We start from the raw sequence: 19,558 nt of genomic DNA on the forward strand, positions 1-19,558 counted from the left end.
GCTCCGTCATGCTGACCATCGGCGGGTTGGTTCTGTTGTTTGCCTGCGTGCTGGGCAGCTACCTGACGTCCGGCGGCAGCATGGCGCCGCTGATCGAAGCCGTGCCGTTCGAGATGTGGACCATCGGGGGCGCAGCGATCAGCACGATGCTGATGGCCAACAGCATGCACGACGTCAAACACACGCTTGGCTCGTTTGGCAAGATGCTGAAAGGGGCGGCGTTCAAGAAGGCGGACTATATCGACCTGCTCAGCCTGTTGTATTTCCTGGTCCGCATCGCCAGCACCAAGGGGGCGATGGCGCTGGAGCCGCATATCGAAAAGCCCAGCGAGAGCGCGGCGTTCCAGAAGTTTCCCAAGGTCCTGGCCAATCATCACGCGAGCACGATCATCTGCGACTATCTGCGCATGGTCGGAATGAATGCCGACGATCCCAACCAGATCGAAGACGTCATGGCGCGAGAACTGAAGAAAACCCTGCTCGAGGAATTACATCCGTCGCACATCATGCAGACCATGGCCGATGCGCTGCCGGCGCTGGGGATCGTCGCGGCCGTGCTGGGTGTGATCAAGACGATGTCGCACATCGATCAGCCGCCGGCGATTCTAGGAGCAATGATCGGCGGCGCGCTGACCGGGACGTTTCTTGGCATCCTGCTGGCCTACGGTATCGCCGGACCCTTCTCCATCCGGATGAAAGCCATCGTCGAGGAGGAAGCGAAATACCTCGAGGTGATCCGGGCGGTGCTGGTGACGCATCTTTATGGCAACGCGCCGCAGGTCAGCGTGGAATCCGGCCGTAAAATGGTGCCGAGCGAGCACATGCCGACATTCTCGGAACTGGAAGAGGCGGTACAGTCCATACCGATGTAATCCGGGTGCGCTATGCGTAGAAGTCTGGATCAGGCATCTCATTCGCAGTTCCGTCGTCCATGTTTGCGAAATGGATGGACGCGGCGGGTGGCAAGCCTCCAGGTTCTGCGGTGCCCGAAAACCCTTATCCGATACCCCCGGCAACAAGAAACCGCAGCAACCATGCGACTCTACGACAAGATGTTGCAGTTCGTCAGCAGTCGCTTGGACGCGCCACGTCGCGGAGGCCTCACGCGCAGCAGCTTCTGGCATTGGTGGTCGGCGGCAGATCGATCACCGGGTTCTGGTCAAAGAAGCCGGAGGGCATGAGCTTGAAACCGCAGACAACACAAGGCTGCACCGGATGATCTTCCGGTCGCGGCAAATGATGCAGACCGAAACTGTGCCAAACAACAATGTCGGTATTTTCCAGATGCCGGTTTGCCCGCGTCCAGCTCGGTAGACCTTCCTCACCCTTGGACTGATTGACGAACTCGCCGGCGGGGAAGCGTTCGGCGGCGTCGAACGGCGTAACCCAGAGCTGGTGCTGAATGAAGCGCCCGCGCCGGCCCGATGGACTGTCCGGGTGGGTGAAGGGCTGCACCGAAGACCCAGCTTCAAGCTTATAGCCCGTCGCCTGACCGACCCAGTTCTTCTTCTCTGCATTGATGATGCGCCAATAGCGCATTTTGCCGAAGTCGAAATCGCGCTGCGCTTCTAGTTCCGACCGTAACGGTCTTTCCTCCATCATGAAAGCGTTGCCATGCGGATTGTCGGAACTGACGGGCAGGGCGCGCGTGTCGCATTCCACAACGGTATTGTTCGGCCCATCTACCTCCATATCGAGGCGCGCACAGAAGACATGTTGATGGATGTGGCCAACAACGCCTGGCGCCACCTCGGTGCCGAAGCGGCCTGGCTGCCCTGGATGACACGCCGCAGTGTTGATGATCCCGGTCGCCTTCATCTCGTACTCGATACGGCCGTCCTGGTGTAGATACCAATATGAGGCATATTCATAATTTCCGATCGTCGAGATCGAGGAGATCACCAGCCGCCGTGCCCGCCGCGCGTCCACACGTTGGGTCCGAACATCGGTGTGTTTCCACGACAGGCCGGCATCCTCCTCGTGCAGGCACACGCAATTCTTGATGCTGCGTGGGGACCCGAAAAGATCCGGCAATTCGGCATCGAAGTAGCGGATCGCCCCTAGGCAGTCGCAGCCAAGCGTGAGGGAATTCGCCATGCGGCCGAAGCCGATTTCACCGCTGTCGAAAACGTTCTTGCGGTAGTGGCTGCGCTCCGGCGTACCGTAGGGAACCACCATTTCGGCGATCGAGGCTCTATATAGGATCGGACGCCGCCGTCCGTTATGAGTATAACCGACAGTGTGCAGCACAAGCCCTTCACGGCCGTTGAACCCGACGCGGAAGTCCCAGTTCTCCCAACTGACCTTGTTGCCGTGGACACGGAAGCCGGGACCGTCGGGCTGCACCACGTCGAGCGGTGCCGAGGGCGCCCGGAAATCGCGTAGTACCTCTGCATCGTAGTTGAGCGGGGTGCGCGGCACGGGGATGTAATCGCCGTTTTGCTCGAAGTGGTCCTCGACCTTTAGAACCTCCAGCGTGCTGACGTCGATCAAGGCATGAAGGCCCTCGACCGGATGGGCGTAGTAGTTGTCGAGCGGAAAGCCGCGCATCCAGACGAAGCAATTGAGCACCCGGCGGCCTCGCTCGATCGCGTGGCCGAAGTCGCCCACTGTCCAGGGATCGATGCACATGAAATCGACCTCGTCCAGCAGTCCGCGGCGGTCCAATGCTTCGCGGAATCGCGGATCCGCCTTGACCTTGGCTTCAATCTGCAGGACCTCCTCGATCGCCACCATGGCGCGCGCATCTTCACGGAAGACCTGCCACAGAAGCGCGCCGTTCTCGAGGTCGAACTTGCCGGAAACAACACCCATGACGCCGCGGCGATAGATATTGAAGCGCGCCACCCGCTGGATGTGCGCGCCCTCGACATAGGCGCGCACGACCTCTTTGGACGGCTCGTCCAGATCGATGGTTTCCACGCGCAGATCGTCGCCCCAACTGTAATGGTCGCGGATAAGCTGGGTCGTCCGAGTGAGTTCCGCGGCCGAGAGTGGATCAAGCGGGTGTTGAAAGGAGGCTCCGGTGCCGGCCGGCTTCGTATGGCAGGATTCCACGTCCATGCGTCTGTTACCCCTGGTGTCTGCCGTCAGCCGAACGCTCGGTCGTCCATGAAGCGGCGAAGTGTGTTCAGAGTGATGCGGGAGACGTTGTTTTCATAGCCCTGCCACGGAAGCGAGCCGCACCAGGCGATCGAGCCTGTCGAGAAGATTGCGCCACCGGCGGCGGTTTCCATGAAAGTAAGATCCGCTCGCACTCGCTGATTCTGGTCGCCACCGAGGTTAGGCAGGGTTGACGTGAATTCCTCATTGACCAGTAGCATCAGCGGGCTATGACCTTCGGAGGAGGCGAGGCGTAGGATATTCGGCGGCGAACCAAGAGCTGGGTTGATGCAGTCCAGCTCGATGCCCGCGGCCCCGCCGCCGACCAATCCGAAGTCGCCGATGATTTCATCCGGCACGCCCTCGAAGATGAACGCGGCGCGCGGATCGTCGGCATCCGAGGTTCGTCGATAGAAGGATGATACGTCAAAACCCTGCGCCACGAAACCGATCCCCATCATGAGATTCGGCGGCCGGCCGCAGCGGCGCCACAGGCCGCCATATTCGCCGCTGAAGGAATGATAATATTCACCGGGCTCAGCCTCCCAGGATCGGATGCCGTCCTCTGCCCGCCTCACCTCGATGACGCCGGCAATCTCGTCATGAAAGGCGATGCGCCAATACCAGCCGTTGCCGCCCATATACATCAGCCGGCCACCGCGATCGAGCCACGCCTTCATCGCGTCCCACATCGCGGTGGAATGATATTCCGGATGCGAACCGGTCAGGATCACGCGGTAGTCCTTGATCAGCTCATAGCCGTCGTGATGCAGGTCTTCATCCGTTATTACATCGTATTCGATACCGTAATGCGCCAGCCAGCCCAGGAGATGTGTGTCGGCATTGTATTGATAGAGGCTTGATCCGTCGCCACCGAGCCACGAATGATAGCGCGGCGCGCAATTGAGCACCGGGCGCAAGCGGCTCGAATAGCAGATGCCTGACCCGTCCGCGTGCTTGTCGTACAGCGAATAGCCGATCTCCGGATGATCGTAGAGATAGACGTCCTGGTGGCCGAAATGCAGCAGCCGCCCCATCATCGCCTCCACGCCGGGCGTAATGATGTGGCCGGCGTGATTGGCATAAGCCATGTAGGCGCAGGTAGGCGCCAGAAACGCGACCTTCGGACGCTTCGTGCCGGCGGCCTTCGTCCGCGGCGGGCGGATGAAGAAGGGAATGTAGCTCTCCCGCATTGCCTCCGGCCCGGTCTCACCGCAACACAGATGCAGGGCGTAGGCGCCGCTCGCGAGGTCATCGGGAACCGACCAGACGATATCGGCGGGCCAGTCCGCGTCGTACACGTCGTCCTCATGAAAATGTATCGCTCCGTACTGCGCCGGCGCGGCTTGAAAGCTATGGTGCTCACCCGTCCAATTCGATCCCTTCATGCCGCGAGCGGGAAGGTTGACCAGTTGGCCGTGCCGGCGGGATGGACCGATATCGGCTACCCGCACGCTGTTGATTGCTTCCGAGAAGTTCCAGGCGGAGATCACGTGGGGCGAAAGTGCGGACGGCAGCGGATTGGCGGTCATCGCCGCCAGGGCCGGCTGGTCCCATTCACCATCAAGCAGGGCAGGGCCCTCGATCTTGCCGTTGAAATGCTCGCCGACCGTCCCGTCCGCCTGGGGCGCTCCCGCCAGATACACGCCGCCCTCAGTGTAACCGACTGCCAGGGGAAGCGCACCCCCTCTACTTCCGCTGTCCTGCACGCCGAAATCAGCTTGCAGCGCGGATTGACCCAGCCGAAAGCGCTGCTCCGCCAGATCGATCGTCAACGTAACGACATACCACTTGCGTTCCAGCATGCGGACCGCGAGTTCCTCCCGCCCGATCCTGCCCCGCCCATCACCAACGATGAGCAAAAGTCGTCCATCGTCTATCATCAGCTTGAAGCCACATTGAGCGGCGGCGTCCCACTGGGCCACCAGCACCTGACACGGACGCTCGGGCAGGGTCGGCCAGATCAGCGCGCGGAAGCTGAACGCCGGGTAGGAGGCAAGGGCCGGAAAATCCGCCGCCACGAAATACGAGCCCGCGTCGACCCGGCGTGGAACCCCTCGATACTGACCATCAACCCCACTGGGTAGATGCGGAAGATTAAGCCCCGGACCCGCCGGATTGCAATCACCATTGATAACCCGGACGACGCGCGCGTCATAACGATCACCCTCTTCAAGTGAGATGTGAAACGAGATTTCCTCGCCAGGTGCCACGCTGTAGCGGTCCGGATAGCCCAGAATCTTCAGCATCGAGGTTCTTTCGGAAAGAGCGCTTGGAAATCACCCGCCACTGGCTGATCTCAAAGGTAGGTTGATCCGCTCGCCCGTTGCCGCATGCCAACGGCGTCGGAAGACTTCCCATTCCGCTTCGTCGCGATCGATGAAGATCGGATTGTCCTCGAAGACCAGCGGCTGCCGGCGGTCGGCAGGCATTTCGGCGATCTGCCACTCGGAGAATGGCACGCGACAGAAAAGCACGATCTGTTTACCACTCGGGTCGTCCCGCAGCGTACTCAAGACGCGCATCAGACCGGGGCTGTGCTTGCCGACCGGATTGCTGCGGAACTCCTCGACAAACTGACGATCTGATTCCGGATCAATATGGTAACGACCCATCGAACTCTCCGATTTGGACGTGTCACGTCCGCGCATGGCACCGCCTGACCGACGGTGCGGTGATCGCAAAGCGCATGCCGCCGTGGCGCATAGGATCTGCAAGCGAAGTCCCGACGCCACGCCAAGCTGGTCCCATCTCCGTCGCTCGGTCCTGTCAACCGGTTACAGCCGATCAGGCACCGACAGGCGTTGCCGAGAATCCAATCCTCCTGCGCCGGAGCCAGGATACTCGATTCGAATGAAAATCATTATTCATCGACGCAAGCTGCATAAAATCCGACTCTTTGCCTGCAAAATGTGCTGGAAAAAACCGCTTGCAAACGCCTTCGCCTGCCTTAGCGTTACACGCGAACGGGTTGCATGATCTTTGTGCGGACGATCTCATAGATGGATATCAGGACTGTTTCGAACGCGAAAGCACGATCGCGGTGGGCGAAACGTTCAAGGCAGGTGAATCGTGCGACAAAACCAAGAGCCGGACCATTTCCGGCATGCACAGTCATGCTGAAGATGGTCTAGCGCGTCGTGATTGGCAGTCGCCTCATTGTTCCTCACGCCTTCAGGGTCAGGCTTCCATGATCATAACCTTCGGTCTGATTGCCATCTTTTGCGTCGCCGTCATCGTGGTATTGCAGCGCGCCCACGTGTCCGACAAATCCTTCACCGACTACGCGGTTGCCGACCGCTCCTTCGGCCCCGCCTATCAGATGATGTCGTTTCTCAATACCTGGTGGCCGGGGAGCATCTTCCTGGCCCTGACCGGACTGGCCGCCAGCGGCGGCGTCATCGGCTTCTACATGCCGATCTACAGCCTGCTCACCGTGGTGCTGATGTACGTCATGGCCGAGCGGGTCTGGCTATGGGGCAAGCTGTTCGACCTGAAGACCCAGCCGGATTTGTTTGCGCTGCGTTACAACTCGCGTGCCCTGGCGGTGATTGGCGCGCTCGTCGGTATCGTCTCGGGCATACCTTGGCTGGTACTCGGCTTCAAGGGCCTGGGCGATCTTTTCCAGTCCTTGTCTCTCGGCACGATGGGCGCAACGTCGGCAGTGCTGATCGGCGTGGTCCTGATGGTCATTCGCCAGTTCTGGACCATTCGCATGGGCATGCGAGGCGTTGTGATCTCCGACATGCTGCAAGGAATCGTCGCCTATGTCGGTGGAACGCTGATCGTTTTCGGTCTGATCGGCTGGTTGATCTGGGGCCACGGCTTCAGTGTCATGGCACTGCATGCGTCGATGCTGCAAGCGCCGGGCCTTGGTTCCAAGCCCGGCCCGCTCTACCTGTTCGCCATCATCTTCAGCGGTGCCATAGGCGGTTGGTGCTGGCCTTCCATCTTCATCCGTATCTACACCGCTGACAGCGTCCGCAGCGTGCAGCGCGCCGGCGCGTTGGGTGCGCCAATCTCGTTCTTCTATGCGATGGCGCTGGTGGTCCTCGGCCTGCTGGCCAGCTTCCTGCCGGAGGTCGCCAAGGCGCCGGATACCATGTGGTTCACCGTCTGCCGGATGGCGGGAGGTCCATTGCTGCTGGGTCTGGGCGGTGTCGCCGTTCTGGCCGGAACCATGGGTAGTGTAGACGGCGGCATCCAGGCCACCGGCGCGCAGGTCGCTAATGATATCGTCGGCAACTATCGACCACTCAATCACAAGCAGTCCGTCGTGATCGCCAAGATCGCCATGATCGCGGTGACCCTCATCTCGGCGTTGCTGGCGACACGGACGATCCCGCATCTCTTCACCCTCGCCATCCTGTCCTACCAGGGGATCATCCAGTTGGCGGTGCCGCAGTATCTCGGCATCTTCTGGAAGCGCGGCAACGCGGTCGGCGCGATAGCTGGCACGGTGGTCGGCTTCGCTATCGCCATCATCCTGCAGAATGCCTATCCCACCAGCATTGACTGGGCGTGGGGCCTCACCTCCGGCATTATCGCGCTGATCGTGAATGCCGCGATCTATGTCGGCTGTGCGGTGCTGCTGCCAAGCAACGCCAGCGAACGTGAGCGGGTGGACGGACTTTTCGCGCTGACCGGCAGCCACCTTCCCAGCGCTGGCGCTGTCGACGCTCTCGCGCTGCAACCGCGGCTTGGTCCGTCCTCGCGCCGCGCCTGATAACTCTCGATAAGGGCCGCATGCATGCCAACTCTCCTGCCTGCCAGAAGACCCCGCTCCGCCTTCATCTCGATCTGGTTCGTGCTGGACGCGGTCCTGGGTCTTTTCCCACCGGTTTACTGGATTGCCGGTGGGCCGCAGCCGCTGATCTTCGGGCTGCCCTGCTCGATCGTCTATTTCATGGCGCTGGCTTTCTTCATCGCCGCGAGCATCGTTGCCGCCTACTGGGATGACGAGAGCCGGGGCGCATTCGCCGGAACCGCCGAAAGCCTGTCGGCGCGATCGGGCGGATTGAACGGTTGAGTCGCTCCCACGTTCCGAATGCAGTCCAGTCGCGAAATGCCGCTTGATGAACCAGGCGAATGACCAACCCATCATCGCGGCGAAGATCCCGGTCACCGTGCTGACCGGCTTTCTCGGCAGCGGCAAGACGACGCTGCTACGCGCCGTGCTGGCATCAGCCGACATGGCGGACACCGCTGTGATCATCAACGAAGCCGGCGAAATGGGGCTCGACCATCTTCTGTTGGAGACCGTCGACGAACAGGTCCTCGAGTTACCGAACGGCTGTCTTTGCTGCGTGCGCAGGCTCGACATCGTCACCACGATGCATAACCTGATCGAGCGTCGTAATCGCGGCACCATCCGTGGCTTCAGCCGCATTGTCATCGAGACCAGCGGGCTCGCCGATCCTGCGCCGATTCTCTACACCCTGGCCGTGGATCCGATGCTCGGCCACGTGCTGACGTTCACCGCGGTGGTCACGCTGGTCGATGCCGTGGCGGGGCAGGGCACTCTGCAGCGCCATCCCGAGGCGGTGAGCCAGGTGGCGGTTGCTGACCGCATCGTAATTACCAAGACCGACCTGTCGCCGCCCAACAGGCTGCTGACGGATCTGCTGGACGGGCTGAACGGGTGGGCCGAACGGATCGAACTTCCCGGCCCGCGCGAACTGGCCCAGCTGCTGTTCGCGAAGCCGCCGGCGATGGCCAACCGGCGGCGCTTCATTGCGCAAGCGGTCGCACCGGAAGCGGCGCACACCGTGGCGATCCGCACGATCTCGCTGATCCTGTCTGAACCGCCCACGCGCTTTGCCTTCGCGCGTGCGCTCGGTGGGCTCGCAGCCGAACGCGGCGTGGACCTGTTGCGTGTGAAAGGATTGCTCAGCTTTGCGGATAGGCCCGACCGGGTTGCCGTGATCCATGCGGTGCAGCACACGATCTATCGGCCCGAATGGTTGGCGGATTGGCCCGATTCGGATGTGCGCAGCCGGCTTGTTTTCGTCACCCGAGGCATTGTCGCGGAGGATATCTTCGACCGCTTCGCCGCATTCGGACCCGCACCCTGGACGGCGGCCGAGCTCACCGCCGCGGTCTGACAGCACAGGAGACCTTGCCATGTTCGATCTCGTTATCACCAATGGAACGGTGGTTCTGCCGAGCGGCGCCGCGCCCGCGGACATCGCGGTGACGGGCCACGCCATCGCCGCCATCGCTGGCCCAGGCATGTTATCCGGCACCGGCCCGAAACGGGTCCTCGATGCGACCGGACAGATCGTCATTCCCGGCGGCATCGATCCGCATATCCACTGTTCAATGATAATGCCCGCCCCGGCCGGGGCGAGCTTCACCAGCGAAATGCCAAGCGTGGTGAGCAAGGCGTGCCTGTTCGGCGGCACCACGACAATGTGCGACTTCGTCTTCTGGCAAAACAGCGGAACGCTGCATGAGGCAGTGAACACCCGCCGCGGCCAGTTCGACTCGCAGTGCTACAGCGACTACGCGCTGCATCTCGGCGTCGAAAGTCCGCTGCCCACCGCGATCCTCAACGAGATCCCCCCGCTGGTGCATGCCGGCTATCCGACGGTGAAGATGTTCACCACCGATATCACCCCCGGGCGCATGGCCCATCTGACCAAATTCGGCGATATCTGGGAAGTTCTGCAGGTTCTCGCTCGCGAAGGCGGCCTCGCGCTGATCCACGCCGAGGACAATGACCTTGTTATGCACATGTACGAAAAGCTGATCGCGGAGGACAAGGCCGGCTTTGAGCACCTCGCGGAAGCGCACACGGTGATGTCGGAGGAATTGTCGTTCAATCGGGTCATCGGTCTGGCACAGAACGTGCCGGGGGCCGCGCTGTATATGGTGCACACCAGTGCTCGCACCGGCGTCGAAGCGGTGACCCGAGCCCGCGCCAAAGGCTTTCCAATCTATGGCGAGACCCTTCACCAATACATCATGTTCAACGCCGAGGACTACAAGCGGCCCAATGGGCAGATCTATCACACCTATCCATCGCTGAAGTATCCCGAAGACCAGAAGGCGCTATGGAGCGGCATGCGGTCCGGTGCGCTGCAATGCGTCGCCACCGACGAGGTGTGCTGCCCGCTGCAAGTGAAACTGCTTGGCAATCGTATCGACGATACCACCGGCGGCAATAGCGGTGTGGAGCCGCATATCGCTGATGTATACAGAGATGGTAACGAAACGCGGATTCAGTGTCGAGCACTTCGTCGATCTGGTTTCGACCAACGCCGCGAAGATCATGGGGCTTTACCCGCGCAAGGGCGTTCTGGCCGTCGGGTCCGACGCGGACGTCGTGCTGCTCGATCCCAAGCTGAGCCACACCATCGACGGATCAGCGCTGCATTCGGTCGATTACTCACCCTGGAACGGTTGGCAGGTCGCGGTGTGGCCGAGCATGACCATGCTGCGCGGCAAGATCATGGTGGAAGGCGGCCAGTTCAACGGCGATCTTTCCGATGGCACTTTCATTCCCCGCAAGATCCCCGAGCAGATCCGAAGCGGGCCGGCAGTCTGAGTGCGCCCGCGATCACGCTGAATGGCGGGTTCGCCAACATGCTGAGCGACGGTTGTCATGACACCGACGATATTGGAACGCGTTCAGAGACAGGAATGAAAAATGGCAGAACTGACGGAACGGGTGGCATTGGTCACTGGCGCTCAGCAGGGGATTGGCAAGGCGATTGCAATCGCCCTGGCAGCGGAGGGCGCGGACCTCGCCATCAACTATCTGGACGACAAGCCGGCGGCTGAAGAAGTCGCTGCATCGGTGCGCGCAGCGGGATGCAAGGCGGTGCTGTTGCCCGGCGATATCTCGGCCATGGCGACACCGGGAGCCTTGGTGGACGCGACGTTGAACGCCTTCGGCAAGATCGATATCCTGGTCAACAACGCCGGCGTGTTCCCGCGGGTGCGGTTCCTGGACATGACGGAAAACGACTGGGATTTCGTCCACTCGATCAACCTGAAAGCCGGCTTCTTCTGTGCGCAGGCGGCGGCGCGGGCAATGATCGAGGCAAAGCTTCAAGGCACGATCATCAACATCGCGTCGGCGGCGATCTTCGGCACCTCGCCACATGGTGTGCATTACGCCGCCAGCAAGGGCGGCGTCGTGTCGATGACGCGGGCGATGTCGCTGGAACTCGCACCGTGGAAAATTCGCGTCAATGCCATCGCGCCCGGTCTCACCGACACGGCGCAGCCGCGCTACGGGATGACGGAGCAGGAACTGGTGACGCAGGGCGCTGCAATGCCTCTCGGCCGGATCGGGCAGCCTCAGGACATCGCCAACCTTGCGGTTTTTCTGGCGTCCGGCAGGTCGTCGTTCATGACCGGGCAGACGGTCCACGCCAATGGCGGGACGTTCATGCCGTCGTGACGCCGCATCGGCCGCACGCGAGCGACTGTTCCCCAATCAGCTTTGAAAAGAGACGAACGTGAGCCAGGTCATAACGAAGACAATGCCGGATGTTGCCTACCAAGCAACAGGATCCGCGGACGCAAGGCCACTGACAGTGCGGCAGCTTGGCCCGACCTTCGCGGCCGAGGTCCAGGGCATGCCGATCCATGGCGACGTCAGCCCCGAACTGCTTGTGGAATTCGTATCTTTATTGCATCGGTATCGCGTCCTGATCGTACCGGAAACCAGAGTGGAGCCTCAGGCGCTGGTTGCATTCAGCCGCCGCCTGGGACCGCTGGAAATCCACAACCGGGTCGAAAACACGCTGCCCTCGTGTCCGGAGATATTCTGTGTCGGCAATGTCGAGCGGGACGGGATGAAGGCGTCGTTCTCCCGCGGCGTCGAGCAGTGGCATGCCGACAGCTCGTTCCGCGCGACGCCGTCCGACGCGTCGTTGTTCTATGGGGAGATCGTGCCGCTGGAGGGCACCGATACCATGTTTGCCGATGCCACGGCGGCATGGCGGATGCTGGACAAGGACCTGCAACGACGCGGCGACGGCCTGCATGCGGTGCATTCGCTGGAAACGTTGGGGCAATGGAACAGGCGGCAGAATCCCGACCGCCCGATGAACGCTGATAATCTGCCGACCCGGTTTCCGCCAGTTCGACAACCTCTGGTGCGGGTGCATCCAGTGACCGGAGCTAAATCGCTCTACCTCTGCCCGGCGGTGACCAGTCATATCGAGGGGCTGGAACCCGAAGCCAGCGAGGCGCTGATCCAGACGCTGATCGAACACACCACCACCGATCGATTTGTCTACACGCACCGGTGGCGGCAGGGCGATCTGGTGATATGGGACAATCGCGCGGTGCTGCATACCGCCAGCCTGTTTGACCACACTCGCTACCAGCGCCTGATGTATCGCACGACCGTGGCCGGAGGCGCGCCCGCACTGTCAGACGGCTGACAGCTCCCCGGTATGCATGAGCCTCCTGTCAGCCGGTCACGTCAGGAGATCGGCCTGAGTTTCGTCACCCGGCTGGGGTTCATCTCCGCCAGGTAAAAATTGCCCTCGGCATCGCCCCACATACCGTGCGCGCCATTCAGAACCGGTCGGCAGCGCGCCAGCAATGTGCCATCCGGCGCCAGCATGCTCAGCCGCGGCACTTGGTCGGTCACGTAAAGACGCTGACGTCCATCCTGGAAGACGTCCATCGGGTGATAAAAATCGGGCCAGACGGACAGCAGGTCACCGCTTGCGGAGAACACCTGCAGCCGGTTGTTTTCCCGGTCCGTCACCGCGACACGACCATCCGCCAGCGCCCAGATGCCGTGCGGCGTCGAGAACTGCCCGGGCTCTTTCCCAGGCGTGCCCCATGTGCTGATCAGGTTGCCGTCGGCACCGAATCGGAACACCCGGCTGGCGCCGTAGCCGTCGGCCACATAGATGTCGCCGGAGGGCGCGATGGCGACATCGCATGGGTGGTTGAACGGCTGGTTTGGCTGGTGGCGCCGACCCAGGCCACCGATGCGCCGGCCGGTCCGGTCGAACACCACGACCTCGTGCGCATCGCGGTCGACGACGTAAATGCGGCCATCGGGGCCGATCGACAGCATATGGCCGTCCACGATGTCCTCGCCCCAGGCGGCGAGGCGTCGGCCGTCGGGTGCGAGTTCGATCAGGGTGGGCAGCCTCGTATCGACATAGCAGTCGGCGCGCAGCAACACGAAGATATGGCCGCCCGCATCGCACACGACGTCGGTGACCTTGCCGCCGTCGCCTGGAATGTCGCCCCAGGGTCGCTCGATCACGTAGCGCTGTTCGGCCAGCGCCACATAGAGGCTTGGGCGTGCAGTCATCGACAACTCCCTGGCTTGGTGCGGAGGGTAGCGGGTCGGGCTATTGGCGCCGGATGCCATCGGTGATCGTCATGCGACGGCCTCCAGCGCGGCGAGGACCCTTTCCGGCGTGAACGGCAGGCTGGTCAGCCGTGCCCCACAGGCGTCCTCGATGGCGTTGGCGATGCACGCGGCGATGCCCAGGATGCCGGCCTCGCCGATGCCCTTCAGGTGGCCGACGCCGCGGCCCAGTCCATGTTCGAAGACCACGCTCTGGAAATCCGGCGGCAGGTCGCAAGTCTGGGCAACGCGATACGCGCGCGGCGTGGCGTTTTCCGGCGCCGGCCCGTCGTAGCGCAGTTCCTCGAACATCGCTTGACTCAGCGCCTGGACCGCCGCCCCTTCGATCTGCCCGTGGCAGGCCTGCAGGTTGACCGCCCTTCCCGCATCCGCGCCGACGATCAGGCGATGGATGATCACCCGGCCGGTTTCGCGATCCACCTCGACCTCGGCGCCCGACCAGCAGGGCATCCAGCACATGTTCTTTGCCCGCAACGGAGCCGTCATGTCGTATGGCTCCTTGAAAGCACCACGCCCGATGAACTCCCACCCAATGCCGCCATAGTGTGCTCGGATCAGCGGCTCCAGCGGATGCACGTGGTTGCCGACCCGCGCGGTCCACCCGTCCAGGGTAACCGAGGCGGCGGGACAGCCGAGGCGTTCGGCGACGAAATCGATGATCTGCCGGCGGACCTCCTGTGCAGCCTGCTCGACCGCGAGGCCGGTGACGATGGTGCCGCAACTGACATGCGTGCCGTTGTCGGGCGGCGTGTGGTCGGTATCGATCCGGGCGTAGGAGATATTGCGCGCCGGAAGTCCCAGCACATCGGCGGCGATCTGGCACAGCGCGGTTCCGGCGTTCTGGCCGATCTCGACCACCGCGGCGCTCAACATCGCCTCCCCGTCCTGGGTCAGCTTCAGGATCGCCTGTGCGTGATTGCCGGTGCCCCCGGCGTCCTTCAGCCCGACCGCGTAGCCTCGGCCGCGCCCGGGCGGACAAGGACCGGCGACGGCCAGGCGTTCGGCGACCTCGGTCATGCCGGCGCGCAGGTCGCTGTCCATGCCGCTGTCACCGGGTGCGAACGGCTCCATCGGTGCCAGGAAGTTGCGCATGCGGAAGGCCAGCGGGTCGAGGCCGATGCGGCGGGCGATCATGTCCATCTGGCGCTCGCCGGCCCAGGACGCCTGGGTGCCGCCGAAGCCGCGGAACGATCCGCCCGGCACGCAGGTGGTGCGCACGATACGGGCCTTGCTGTCGATCGCCTGCCAGCGATACGGACCGCCGATGCGGTAGCCGGCCTTGATCGCGACCGTGACCGAGGCATCGCTATAGGCCCCGCCGTCCAGAATGATATCCGCGCGTCGTGCCGTCAGCCGTCCGCCAGCGTCCACGCCCGAGGTCAGGGTCAGGATCGCGGCGTGCTTGGTGGTGGTCAGCATGCTCTCGTCGAAGGTCAGGCCCAGCCGCACCGGCACCCCGGCGACGCGGGCCATCAGCGCCACCAGCGGCTCCATCTTGCAGTAGGATTTGCCGCCGAAGCCGCCGCCTACCGCCGGGGTGTGGAAGCAGACATCGTGCAGCCGCAGCCCGAAGATACGGGCGATGTCGGCGCGGATGACGAACGGGTCCTGGTTGCACGACCACAGCTCCACGCGGTCGCCGGTCCAGCGCGCGACGTTGACATGCGGCTCCAGGTGGAAGTGGTGGATGCGGGTGAAGGCGAAGCTGTCGGTGAACACATGAGCCGAGGCGGCGATGGCGGCATCTGCGTCGCCGTAGCCGAAGGTGTATTCGCTCAGCACGTTGTTGGCGGGTTCGGCGACGTTGGTGGACGCCGTGCCGACCGGCGAGATGGTGCCGCCGGTCGGGGTATCGAACAGGGCCGGCGCATCCGGCGCCAACGCCGCGTCGGCGGTCATCAGGGCCGGCAACGGTTCATAGTCGACGACGATGGCCTGGGCAGCCCGGAACGCGGTGCGTTCATCCACCGCGACGATTGCCGCGACGGTGTCGCCGATGTAGCGGACCCGGTCGGTGGCGATCACCGGCTGGTCGCGCAGCCCGACGCCGTAGAATGGATCGGCGAGGCCGGCGGTGTCCGCACCGGTCAGGATCGCGGTGACGCCGGGGATCGCCCGCGCGGCGCTGGTGTCGATGGACCGGATACGGGCATGCGCATGGGGACTGCGCAGCAGCTTGCCATGCTGCATGTTCGGCACGCCGACATCGAAGCTGTAGATCGTGCTGCCGGTGACGCGGTCGCGCGCCGCGGGCAGCACCGCTGTCGTGCCGTCCATCACGCTGGCTCCCGCGCCATGCGCTTGGCCGCCGCTCGGACGGCGTCGAGGATGGCGGTGTAGCCGGTGCAGCGGCAGACATGCGCCTCCAGCCAATGGCTGATGGTGGCGTCGTCGGGTTCGGGATGCAGGCGCAGCAGTGCGTGCACCGACATGATCATGCCGGCGGTGCAGAAGCCGCACTGCACCGCGCCGGCTTCGACGAACGCCTGTTGCACCGGATCGAGTTGGCCGCGCGGGGCAAGGCCCTCGATGGTCTCGATCGCCGCGCCTTCGACCACGGCGGCGAAACAGGCGCAGGCGGTGACTGGGACGCCGTCCACCAGTACCGTGCAGGCGCCGCAGACCGCCTGATCGCAGCCGACCTTGCAGCCGGTCAGGCCAAGCTGCTCGCGCAGCATCTCGGCCAGGGTCTGTTCATCGGCCAGCATCACGCGGCGCGGCACGCCGTTGACGGTGAAGCCGCGTTCACGGGTGCTCATACGCTGTCTCCGGCTAGGATGCGTCGGGTCAAGACCTCGACCATGCGGCGGCGGTAGCTGGCACCGGCTCTTCCGTCGGACGCCGGGTCGGGCAGCCGACGCGCGACATCGGCGGCAAGTTCGGCTGCCGCCGGCCGAAGCGACGGCCGCGGCAGATCGAGCGGCAGGGTGACGCAAACCGGCCTGGGGTGCGCCATGCCGACCGCGATTCGCAGCGACCGGACCTGGCCGTTGACCTCGGAAAGGCCGAGCCAGAGCGTCAGTGCGGGACGCAGCGACCGGTCGGCGAATAGACGTAGCGTGGCCGGTTCGGGAATCCGGAAGGCGGTGACCAGACCCTCAGGGTTCCGGGCGTCGAGGCCGATATAGGCGCCGGACGCGACCTCGGCCGCCGCGCCCAGGGCCATCAGCGCCGGCAGACCGTCGTAATCCGCCTTGCCGGCCATGACATTGCCGCCGATCGTCCCGGTGAAACGCACCCGTGGATTGGCCACCGCCGGCCACAGCGCGGCGAGGTCGGGCAACACGTCGCGGATCAGCGGGCTGGCGGCGATGGCGGCGTGGGTCGCCATGGCGCCGATGCGCAGCGCGTTTGCCTCCGCGGCGATGTCGGCCAACCCGGGAATTCCGTCCAGCCGAATCACGCGATCGAGCGGATGGCCGTATTTCAGCCAGTCGATCAGGTCGATCCCACCGGCGAGGAAGGCACTGGTGCCGGGTTCCGCGCGCAGGGCCAGCGCGTCGGCCACCGATGCCGGCCGGTGCATGGTGAACGGAGCGATCTGTCGACGCGAGCGTAGCGCCACCAGCATGGCAAGGCTCTCCCTACGGTTGCCCGGAAAGGCGCGATTCGATCGGCTCCGCGCTGACCCGCTGATCGGCCGTGACAGGCCCGCTGTCGCGCGCTGCCATCCGATGGCCGGTCGGCTGCCCAAGGGACGCGCGCATCGGCCTTAGGGCAGCGGGTTCAGTCATCCAGCACCACCATATCGTCGCGGAATAGAACCGCCAGCGCAGTCAGCGATTCGCCGGCGCACGGGCCACCAAGGCAGTGGCCGCTGGCCGGATCAAACCAGGCGCCGTGCCCAGTGCACTGCAGGTACCGCCCGCTTGGCGTCAGCAGCCGCTCCGCCTCCCAGTCCAGTTCGATGCCCATATGCGGACAGACGTTGCGGTAGGCCACAAGGTGGTCGTTCAGGCGCAGCAAGATCACCGATGCGGTGGCGGAGAGCCGCACGATAACCGGCAGGCCAGCGATGACCTCGGCGGCCGGGCATAGCGGCGTCATCCCGAACGATCCGGCCTTCGCGGTCGGCAGAGCGCAGGGTGTGCCAGACTAGGCTCTGCCTGGTTTGGTCTCACTCGAATCCGCCGACGTTGATCGGTGCCCCATACCAGCGCCGCACGAACAGTTCGGCCAGGGCGACGGCGCCGTACATCGCCAGCCCGATAACGCACAACAGCGCGATGGCCGCGAACACCAGCGCCGTCTCGGCCGCGGAAGAGGCAAACATGATGATATAGCCCAGGCCCTCCTGCGCGGTGACGAACTCGCCGATCACCACGCCGATGATCGCCACGGTCACGCCGACCTTGAGCCCGGCGAAAATGTGCGGGATGGCGTATGGTATCCGCACATGCAGGAAGGTCTGCCAGCGGCTGGCGGTCAGCGACTGGCACAGCCGCAAGGCGGTCCGGTCCACCGAACGGAACCCGGTGGCCGCGGACACCGTGATCGGGAAGAACGACAGGAACACCGCGAAACACAGGCGCGACGTCGGTCCCATCCCCAGCCAGATGATGAACAGCGGCGCCACCGCGACCTTGGGAACGAGTTGGAAGATCAGGATATGCGGCCAGAACGCCTGCTCGACCCGACGGGACACGACCAGGGCGCCACCGAGCGCGATGCCGATCACGGAAGCCAGCAGAAAACCAACGACTGCATTCACCAGGGTCGGCCACGCCTGCGCCGCAAGGATCGGCCAGGCCTGGGCCAGCACGTCCCAGATCGCCGTCGGCGGCACCAGCAGCATGGGCGACACCGCCAGTTGGACCGTCAGCACCTGCCAGGCTAGCAGCATCGCCGCTGCGAACAGCACGGGCAGGAAGACCGGCCGGCAGGTACGCCAGTGCACCCGCGCGCGCACCGGCAAGCCAGGCCGCCGCCACGCCGGGAAATAGGTCGCGAGGCGGTGGTGACCCGACATGCCGGTCAGCTCAGGTACTTGCCGAACTCGGATACGCGCGCATCCACGGCGTGCCACTCCGCTTCGGTCAGCTTGATCTTGCCGCCCAGACCGGGCTTGTAGAAATTGGCGACTTCGGGGCGCTTCATGCCGGGTGTGGCGACATATTGCATCACCAGGTCGACCATGGCCCCGAGGGTTTGCGGATTGCCGTAGCCCAGGCCGTGTTGTTTCGCATCCGGCTTGGCGATGGCGTAGTCGTTGATCCCCATGCCAACCCGCAGGAACTCTTTTATTCCGGGGTTCAGCGCCATTTCCGGCAGCGCCTTCAGGAACAGGGACGTGGCCTCGTCGGGATGCACCAGGGTGAAGGCGAGGCTTTCGCAGATGGCGTCCATCATCGCCGCGCACAGCTCGGGATCCTTCGCCAGGGTCGCCCGCGTGGCGGTCACTGACGTGCCGTAGGACGGCAGTCCGACCGAGGAATACAGCATCCAGCGCACCGGGATGTTCTTCGACATGAAGATCGGCAGGCTGGAGGACGCAATGCCAGTCATCGCATCGATCTGTCGTTCCGACAGCACGCGCTCCAGCACCTTGGCGTCGGTGTTGACGAACTGGATGCCGTCGGTGGAGCACCCGGCCTTCTTGGCGTAGGCTGGGAAGAACGGGAACTCTGCCGAGGTCGGGACATCGCCGATCTTCCTGCCGGCGAGCATCGCCGGGGCGGTGATTGGACTGCTGGCCAGTACGCCGACGCCCATGCCGGCGTCGTAGGAGAGAATGCCCAGCGACACCAGCGGCAGTCCCTTGGCGATCAGCAGGATCATCGGGGTGCTGATCATGGTGGCGAATTCGAACTGCCCGCTGGCCACAGCCTGCCCCGCGGCGAGCGAACCGAAGCCACGACTGATGTCGAGGTCGATGCCGTGCCTGGCAAAGATCCCTTTTGCCTTTCCGGCGTAGAGAAAAACCGAGCTGCCTTCGGCCAGCCACGGCAGGGTGAACCTGACGGTGCGGGTCTGCGCGATCGCAGGTTGGGCGATGGCGGGCCCGGCCAGGCTGATGGCGGCGCCCGCAATGACCTCCCGACGGGTCAGGCGAACCGAGCGCGTCGGTTCGTTACTGCGGCGACAAGTCGAATGCCTGGCCAC

17 protein-coding genes are annotated in these 19,558 nt (G+C 63.8%); 7 read left to right on the forward strand and 10 right to left on the reverse strand.

What is annotated here, in order from left to right; translation table 11 throughout:
- Nucleotides 1–8 precede the first annotated feature (8 nt).
- A complete protein-coding gene (gene motA / locus ACQY4Y_RS18455; RefSeq protein WP_428492047.1) occupies nucleotides 9–872 on the forward strand; it encodes a flagellar motor stator protein MotA in 864 nt (287 codons plus the stop codon).
- A 229-nt stretch (nucleotides 873–1,101) separates the two neighbouring features.
- On the opposite strand, the gene ACQY4Y_RS18460 is transcribed toward motA, so the two are convergent.
- The 3 genes from ACQY4Y_RS18460 to ACQY4Y_RS18470 are packed head-to-tail and all read right to left on the reverse strand — an operon-like array spanning nucleotide 1,102 to nucleotide 5,717.
- The gene (locus ACQY4Y_RS18460) at nucleotides 1,102–3,063 is read right to left on the reverse strand and encodes a primary-amine oxidase (protein ID WP_428492048.1); all 1,962 of its coding nucleotides are present in this window, start codon (nucleotides 3,061–3,063) and stop codon (nucleotides 1,102–1,104) included.
- A gap of 26 nt (nucleotides 3,064–3,089) precedes the next feature.
- Nucleotides 3,090–5,351, reverse strand: coding sequence for a N,N-dimethylformamidase beta subunit family domain-containing protein (locus tag ACQY4Y_RS18465; RefSeq protein WP_428492049.1), 2,262 nt, complete (start codon nucleotides 5,349–5,351; stop codon nucleotides 3,090–3,092).
- 30 nt (nucleotides 5,352–5,381) lie between these two features.
- Nucleotides 5,382–5,717 (reverse strand): hypothetical protein, encoded by a 336-nt coding sequence (locus tag ACQY4Y_RS18470; RefSeq protein WP_428492050.1) that lies wholly within the window; start codon nucleotides 5,715–5,717, stop codon nucleotides 5,382–5,384.
- Between the two features lie 575 nt (nucleotides 5,718–6,292).
- Here ACQY4Y_RS18470 and ACQY4Y_RS18475 point away from each other — a divergent pair.
- From ACQY4Y_RS18475 to ACQY4Y_RS18500, 6 genes are all read left to right on the forward strand, one after another.
- Nucleotides 6,293–7,828, forward strand: coding sequence for a sodium:solute symporter family protein (locus tag ACQY4Y_RS18475; protein ID WP_428492051.1), 1,536 nt, complete (start codon nucleotides 6,293–6,295; stop codon nucleotides 7,826–7,828).
- 24 nt (nucleotides 7,829–7,852) lie between these two features.
- Nucleotides 7,853–8,131, forward strand: coding sequence for a hypothetical protein (locus ACQY4Y_RS18480; RefSeq protein ID WP_428492052.1), 279 nt, complete (start codon nucleotides 7,853–7,855; stop codon nucleotides 8,129–8,131).
- Between the two features lie 97 nt (nucleotides 8,132–8,228).
- Nucleotides 8,229–9,206 (forward strand): CobW family GTP-binding protein, encoded by a 978-nt coding sequence (locus ACQY4Y_RS18485; protein WP_428492053.1) that lies wholly within the window; start codon nucleotides 8,229–8,231, stop codon nucleotides 9,204–9,206.
- Nucleotides 9,207–9,225: 19 nt separating this feature from the next.
- A complete protein-coding gene (locus ACQY4Y_RS18490; RefSeq protein ID WP_428492054.1) occupies nucleotides 9,226–10,887 on the forward strand; it encodes a hypothetical protein in 1,662 nt (553 codons plus the stop codon).
- On the forward strand, nucleotides 10,775–11,512 hold the full coding sequence (locus ACQY4Y_RS18495) for an SDR family NAD(P)-dependent oxidoreductase (protein ID WP_428493674.1): 738 nt from the start codon (nucleotides 10,775–10,777) through the stop codon (nucleotides 11,510–11,512). Before ACQY4Y_RS18490 ends, ACQY4Y_RS18495 begins: the two co-directional genes overlap by 113 nt.
- Nucleotides 11,513–11,648: 136 nt before the next feature.
- A complete protein-coding gene (locus ACQY4Y_RS18500) occupies nucleotides 11,649–12,503 on the forward strand; it encodes a TauD/TfdA dioxygenase family protein (RefSeq protein WP_428492055.1) in 855 nt (284 codons plus the stop codon).
- 41 nt (nucleotides 12,504–12,544) lie between these two features.
- On the opposite strand, the gene ACQY4Y_RS18505 is transcribed toward ACQY4Y_RS18500, so the two are convergent.
- The 7 genes from ACQY4Y_RS18505 to ACQY4Y_RS18535 form a co-directional block, all read right to left on the reverse strand.
- The gene (locus tag ACQY4Y_RS18505; RefSeq protein ID WP_428492056.1) at nucleotides 12,545–13,396 is read right to left on the reverse strand and encodes a peptidase; all 852 of its coding nucleotides are present in this window, start codon (nucleotides 13,394–13,396) and stop codon (nucleotides 12,545–12,547) included.
- A 69-nt stretch (nucleotides 13,397–13,465) separates the two neighbouring features.
- A complete protein-coding gene (locus tag ACQY4Y_RS18510) occupies nucleotides 13,466–15,733 on the reverse strand; it encodes a xanthine dehydrogenase family protein molybdopterin-binding subunit (protein ID WP_428492057.1) in 2,268 nt (755 codons plus the stop codon).
- Entirely contained in the window at nucleotides 15,733–16,215 is a 483-nt protein-coding gene (locus tag ACQY4Y_RS18515; RefSeq protein WP_428492058.1) for a (2Fe-2S)-binding protein, read from the reverse strand. The genes ACQY4Y_RS18510 and ACQY4Y_RS18515 overlap by 1 nt, the downstream gene beginning before the upstream one ends.
- Nucleotides 16,212–17,027: an FAD binding domain-containing protein gene (locus ACQY4Y_RS18520; RefSeq protein ID WP_428492059.1), complete on the reverse strand. Its 816-nt coding sequence runs from the start codon at nucleotides 17,025–17,027 to the stop codon at nucleotides 16,212–16,214. Before ACQY4Y_RS18520 ends, ACQY4Y_RS18515 begins: the two co-directional genes overlap by 4 nt.
- Before the next feature lie 155 nt (nucleotides 17,028–17,182).
- Nucleotides 17,183–17,503 carry a Rieske (2Fe-2S) protein gene (locus ACQY4Y_RS18525; RefSeq protein ID WP_428492060.1) on the reverse strand — a complete coding sequence of 107 codons (321 nt, stop codon included), beginning with the start codon at nucleotides 17,501–17,503 and terminating at the stop codon, nucleotides 17,183–17,185.
- A gap of 70 nt (nucleotides 17,504–17,573) precedes the next feature.
- Complete coding sequence (locus tag ACQY4Y_RS18530) at nucleotides 17,574–18,425, reverse strand: ABC transporter permease (protein ID WP_428492061.1); 852 nt, start codon at nucleotides 18,423–18,425, stop codon at nucleotides 17,574–17,576.
- Nucleotides 18,426–18,430: 5 nt separating this feature from the next.
- Nucleotides 18,431–19,558, reverse strand: coding sequence for an ABC transporter substrate-binding protein (locus ACQY4Y_RS18535; RefSeq protein ID WP_428492062.1), 1,128 nt, complete (start codon nucleotides 19,556–19,558; stop codon nucleotides 18,431–18,433).

This window comes from Rhodopila sp. (assembly GCF_965277165.1).
Classification (GTDB): domain Bacteria; phylum Pseudomonadota; class Alphaproteobacteria; order Acetobacterales; family Acetobacteraceae; genus Rhodopila.